Origin of the sequence: Streptomyces sp. NRRL WC-3549 (genome assembly GCF_000721935.1) — a bacterium.
GTDB lineage: Bacteria > Actinomycetota > Actinomycetes > Streptomycetales > Streptomycetaceae > Streptomyces.
Map to the genome: position 1 here is coordinate 94,687 of NZ_KL585418.1, position 5,858 is coordinate 100,544.

The window sequence follows — 5,858 nt, forward strand, 5'->3', positions numbered from 1 at the left end:
GACCATCGGCGGTGAGAAGCGGATGGGCGGCGGCGAGCGCTTCGACGTGGTGCAGCCGCACAACCACAAGTCCGTCCTCGGCACGTACGCCAACGCCACCGAGGCCGACGCCCAGGACGCGATCGACGCGGCCCTCGCCGCCGCCCCGGCCTGGCGCGCGATGTCCTTCGACGACCGCGCCGCGATCATCCTGCGCGCCGCCGAGCTGCTGTCCGGCCCCTGGCGCGAGACGCTGGCCGCCTCCACCATGCTCGGCCAGTCGAAAACCGCCCAGCAGGCCGAGATCGACTGCCCCTGCGAGCTCGTCGACTTCTGGCGCTTCAACGTGCACTACGCGCGCCAGATCCTCGCCGAGCAGCCCCCGGCCAACTCCCCGGGCGTGTGGAACCGCATGGACCACCGGCCGCTGGAGGGCTTCGTCTACGCGATCACGCCGTTCAACTTCTCGGCGATCGCGGCCAACCTGCCGACCGCCCCGGCCCTCATGGGCAACGTCGTGGTGTGGAAGCCGTCCCCGACGCAGACCCACGCCGCCGTGCTGCTGATGAGCCTCCTGGAGGAGGCCGGTCTGCCCAAGGGCGTCATCAACCTGGTCACCGGTGACGGCCTCGCCGTCTCCGAGGTCGCGCTGAACCACCGCGACCTGGCCGGGATCCACTTCACCGGCTCCACGCCCACCTTCCAGCACCTGTGGAAGACGGTCGGGAACAACATCGAGAAGTACCGCACCTACCCGCGTCTGGTCGGCGAGACCGGCGGCAAGGACTTCGTCGTCGCCCACCCGAGCGCCGACCGCGCGATCCTGAAGACCGCGCTGACCCGGGGCTCCTTCGAGTACCAGGGCCAGAAGTGCTCGGCCTCCTCCCGTGCGTACATCCCGGCCTCCCTCTGGAACTCCGGGTTCAAGGAGGAGTTCGCGGCCGAGGTCGACTCCATCACCATGGGTGACGTCACCGACCTGTCGCACTTCATCGGCGCCGTCATCGACGCCCGTTCGTTCGCCAAGAACAAGGCCGCGATCGACCGGGCCAAGAGCGACCCGTCCTGCACGATCGTCGCGGGCGGTACGTACGACGACTCCGTGGGCTACTTCGTGCGCCCGACCGTCGTCGTGTGCGACGACCCGGCCAACGAGATCTTCACCACCGAGTACTTCGGCCCGATCCTCGCCGTGCACGTCTACGAGGACGAGAAGTACGACGAGATGCTGGAGCAGATGGAGTCGGTCACGGACTACGCGCTGACCGGTTCGGTCATCGCGAACGACCGTGCGGCGGCGGCGTACACGATGGACAAGCTCCGCTACGCGGCGGGCAACTTCTACATCAACGACAAGTCGACCGGTGCCGTCGTCGGCCAGCAGCCCTTCGGCGGCGGCCGCGGCTCCGGCACCAACGACAAGGCGGGCGCCCCGCAGAACCTCCAGCGCTGGACGCTGACCCGCGCCATCAAGGAGACGCTGGTCCCGCCGACCGACTACACCTACCCGCACCAGGGCTGACGCCCTCCCGGGGCACCGCGTGCGCGGTGCCCCGGCCCCCTGCTCCGCCTCCCGGCCGGCCAGTGCCCGCCGGGAGGCGGTTCCATGCGTTCCGCGTGCGGCGGCGGGGCGGGTCCCCGACGGGCGTACGCCCCGGTCGGGCCGTACGCGCCCGGGTGCCGGTCAGCCCTTCACGGTGAACGGCGCCCGCAGCAGCACCTCGTCGCGGGAGGACGGACCGACCAGCAGCTCGAAGTCGCCCGGTTCGACGACCCGGCGGCCCCGGGCGTCCACGAGGGCGCAGTCCGCGACGGGCAGCTCCAGCAGGACCTCGCGCGCCTCGCCCGGGGCGACCTCCACCTGCCGGTAGGCCTTCAGCTCCTTCTCCGCCCAGGTCACGGAGGTCACCAGGTCGCTGACGTACAGCTGGACGGTCTCCAGGGCGGGCCGGGAGCCGGTGTTGGTGACGGTGACGCGCGCCCGCAGGACGTCGGCCGCCTGGACGTTCTCCGTCAGCACCTCCAGCCCGGTGTACGCCACCGTGGTGTAGCTCAGCCCCTCGCCGAAGGCGAACGCCGGACGCTGGCTGAGGTCGGCGTACCGGCTGCCGTGCTGGCCCCGGATCTGGTTGTAGTACGTCGGCTGCTGACCGGCGTGCCGGGCGAAGGAGACGGGGAGCCGGCCCGAAGGCTCCACGAGGCCGAGGAGCAGTTCGGCCACGGCCCGGCCGCCCTGCATACCCGGGTTGGCGGCGTACACGATCGCCGCGGCGCCGAGCGCGGACGGCGGCAGGACCAGCGGCTTGGAGCTGATGACCACCACCACCATCGGGGTGCCGGTCGCGGCGAGCGCGTCCAGCAACGCGACCTGGTCGCCGACGAGTTCGAGCGTGGCGGTGGAGCGGCCCTCGCCGATCAGCTCGATGCGGTCGCCCACCACGGCGACCACGTGGTCGGCGCCCTCGGCGGCGGCGACCGCCTCGTCGATCAGGGCCCGCGACGGTTCGGCGGGGACCACCACGTGGGGGCGGGGCTGCCCGTCGGGGAAGTACGCCCCCTCCGGGTCGGGGCCCACGGTGAGGATCTCGGCACCCCGCGCGTACGAGACGGTCCAGTCCTCGGGCGCGTGCGCGCGCAGGCCGTCCAGCACGGTGCGGATCATGGGGCGCGGCTGGCCGTCCGGCAGCCAGTCCGCCTGGCCCGAGGACCCGGCCCAGTCGCCGAGCTGGGTCTGCGCGTCGTCGGCGTTGGGGCCGATCACGGCGACCGTACGGGGGGCCGCGTCCGGGGCCGCGAGGGCACGGCCGTCCGGGCCGGCCGTCAGGCCGCCGGCGAGCGGCAGGGTGCCGTCGTTGGTGAGCAGGACGAGCGAGCGGCGGGCGGCCTCCAGGTTCAGCGCCGTGTGCGCGGCACTGCCGATGACCGCGGCCTGCCGGTCGGGGTCGGGGTGGCGGGGGTCCTCGAAGAGGCCCAGCTCGAACTTGAGGGTCAGGACGCGGCGCACCGCCGCGTCGATCCCCGCCTCGTCCAGCAGGCCCTCGGCCACCGCGTTCTGGGCGCCCTCGAAGAACTGCGGGGTGGTCATCACCATGTCGTTGCCCGCGCGGACGGCCGCGGCGGCGGCCTGGGTGTGGTCGGCGTAGATCTTCTGCTCCCACACCATGCGGCCCACGTTGTCCCAGTCGGTCACGAGGGTGCCGGTGTAGCCCCACTCGCCGCGCAGCACCTCGTTGAGCAGCCAGTCGTTGACCGTGACCGGCACCCCGTCCATCGACTGGTAGCCCAGCATGAAGGTGCGGCAGCCCTCCCGGGCCACCCGCTCGAACGGCGGCAGGAACCACGAGCGCAGCTTGCGCCGCGAGAGGTCGGCCTCGCTGGCGTCCCGGCCGCCCTGGGTCTCGGAGTAGCCCGCGAAGTGCTTGGCGCACGCCAGGATCGCCGTCGGATCGGACAGGCCCTCCCCCTGGTAGCCGCGCACCATCGCGGAGGCCAGCTCGCCGATGAGGAAGGGGTCCTCGCCGAACGTCTCGCTGACCCGGCCCCAGCGCAGGTCACGGGTGATGCACAGGACCGGTGAGAACGTCCAGTGGACGCCGGTCGACGCGACCTCGACGGCCGTCGCCCTGGCGACGCGCTCCGCCAGTTCCGGGTCCCAGCTCGCCGCGAGGCCCAGCTGCGTGGGATAGATCGTGGCGCCCTCCCAGAAGGAGTGCCCGTGGATGCAGTCCTCCGCGACGAGCAGCGGGATGCGCAGCCGTGTGCGCGCCGTGGCGGCCGCCGCCTCGCGGACGTGGACGGGCGAGGCGTGCAGGATCGAGCCCACGTGCAGTTCCTCGACGAGGTGGCGCACCCCGTCCTTCGCGTTCAGCTGGAGCATCTGGCCGGTCTTCTCGGCGAGCGTCATCCGGCCGAGGAGGTCCTCGACCCGGTCGGCGACGGGCCGCGCGGGGTCCAGGTAGGGCAGGGGCGTGGAGGGGGACACGACGGGTCCTTTCGCGACACGGTTCGGCTTTCACCATAGAGCGAATACCGACCGCTTGGTAAGTATCTCTGGATGTGCGAACGTGACCGGTGACAGCAGCCGGTACGACCGGACCGGGAGGGACCGTGGCCGCCGAGGCGAAGCGGGGATACGCGAAGGGCCGCGCCAAGCGGGGCGAGATCCTCGACCAGGCCATGGCCCTGTTCGGAGAGGCCGGATACCGGGGGGCCTCGCTCCGGGTGCTCGCGACCCGCTGCGGCATCTCGCACCCCGGTCTCCTGCACCACTTCCCGACCAAGGAGTCCCTGCTGCTCGCGGTGCTCGAACACCGTGACGAGGTGGACGGCGCCTGGCTCGACCTGGGGGACACCACCGGTGTGCGGAGGCTGCGCAGATTCGCCGAACTGGCCGCGCTCAACGCCACCCGCCGGGGCATCGTCGAACTGTTCACCGTGGTCTCGGCCGAGGCGACCGCGGCGGACCACCCCGCCCACGCCTACTTCGTACGGCGTTACGCCCACTCGGTCTCCGGTGCGGAACTCGCCTACGTACAGGCGCGGGAGGAGGGCGGGCTGCGCGAGGGCGTGGACCCCGCCCTCGCCGGAGCGCAGTTGATCGCCCTGATGGACGGGCTCCAGGTGCAGTGGCTCCTCAGTGACGGTGCGACGGACATGGCGGGCGTCCTGCGTGCCCACATCCAGGACCGGCTCACCGTGCCGCTCTGACCGCGCCGGGGGTAGGTCCGCAGGTCGGAGCCGTTGTCAGTGGCGGGGGCTAGGTTCATTGGTGTCCCGCCGGTCCGGCGTGGAACCCCCTTACGCTGCATTGGAGATGGCGCGTTGTCAGATCGGGAGAGGTCGAGCACGGCACGGATGGTGCCACCGTCACGACCGCGCAAACTGGCCAAGGTCCCGTTCGTCGAGCTGGCCGACGGACGCCTGCAGGGCGTGGTGTCCAGCGGCTCCGACATCGAGCGGGTCTACGTCTCCTCGGTCGCGGCCGGCACGTTCGCCTACGCGTGCAGCACCAACAACAACCGGCCCTGCGGCGGGGCCCGGGGCTCGTTCTGCAACCACATACGGGCCCTGGTCACCGAGGCGGTCCTCCAGTACGGCGCGGGGCGCGTGGCCCGCACCCTGAAGGTCGAGACCGCGGACGGCGAACCCACCGCGCAGGAACTCATCGCGGAGATGACCGCCGACCGGCCCGCACCGGACGGGGCGAAGCCCGCCGCCTCGGTCTTCAGCCGGTTCCTGCGGCACCTGGCCTACCTCGAACTGGAGCCCGTCACCACACCGTTGCCCGAAATGCAGTGGTTCCCGCCGGCCCGGGCGGCGGCGTGATGCGCGCTGGTCTGCTCGCGGAGGAGATCGCCGGCCTCGACGAGGCCCTGGCCGCCGTGGACGGTTTCGACGACGCCCTGACCGAGGGGCTGCTGCGCCCCCGCCCCGACCGTGCCGCGGCGCTGGCCGCGCTGGCCGACGCCGTCGCGGGCAGCGCCGAGGCCGCGGCGAAGGCAGCGGCCGGCACGGCGGGCGAGGACCACATCGTCGCCCTGGCCGCGGCCCGCACCGCCCTGCTCGGCTCCGTCCACGACGCGCTGTCGGCCCGTGCCGCGGAGGCGGTCGGGCGGCCCCGCGCCGAGGAGGCCGCCCCGGTGTCCGGCGAGCGGCCGGCCCCGGTCAACCTCCTGCTCGGCGCCCGCGCCTGGCTGTCGGACCTGGCACGGGCCGGCTGGCGGGGCATCGACCACGAGACGCTCTCCGGTTCGGCCCCGATCGTCTCCGCGATGCTCGCGGACGAGGCGTTGCGCCGGCCGGCCGTGCTGCTGGACGGCCTCACCGCCGAACTCGCCGCGTCCTGCCCGGGCGCCGCCCTGGACCGGGTACCGGCCCGC

General features: G+C 72.8%; 4 protein-coding genes and 1 pseudogene. 4 read left to right on the forward strand and 1 reads right to left on the reverse strand.

Features of this window, described 5'->3' with window-relative positions:
- The coding region (gene pruA, locus IH13_RS0123980; protein WP_063837482.1) for an L-glutamate gamma-semialdehyde dehydrogenase at positions 1-1,501 on the forward strand (1,501 nt) is incomplete at its 5' end.
- Between the two features lie 162 nt (positions 1,502-1,663).
- On the opposite strand, the gene IH13_RS0123985 is transcribed toward pruA, so the two are convergent.
- A complete protein-coding gene (locus tag IH13_RS0123985; RefSeq protein WP_031087721.1) occupies positions 1,664-3,961 on the reverse strand; it encodes an exo-beta-d-1,3/1,6-glucosidase in 2,298 nt (765 codons plus the stop codon).
- Positions 3,962-4,086: 125 nt separating this feature from the next.
- Between IH13_RS0123985 and IH13_RS0123990 the strand changes: the two genes are divergently transcribed.
- The 3 genes and pseudogenes from IH13_RS0123990 to IH13_RS0124000 all read left to right on the forward strand — a co-directional run.
- Entirely contained in the window at positions 4,087-4,686 is a 600-nt protein-coding gene (locus tag IH13_RS0123990) for a TetR/AcrR family transcriptional regulator (protein ID WP_031087722.1), read from the forward strand.
- Positions 4,687-4,833: 147 nt separating this feature from the next.
- The gene (locus tag IH13_RS0123995; RefSeq protein WP_031087723.1) at positions 4,834-5,304 is read left to right on the forward strand and encodes a hypothetical protein; all 471 of its coding nucleotides are present in this window, start codon (positions 4,834-4,836) and stop codon (positions 5,302-5,304) included.
- Positions 5,304-5,858: pseudogene (locus IH13_RS0124000) on the forward strand (hypothetical protein); the annotation flags it as partial. The gene IH13_RS0123995 and the pseudogene IH13_RS0124000, both read left to right, overlap by 1 nt.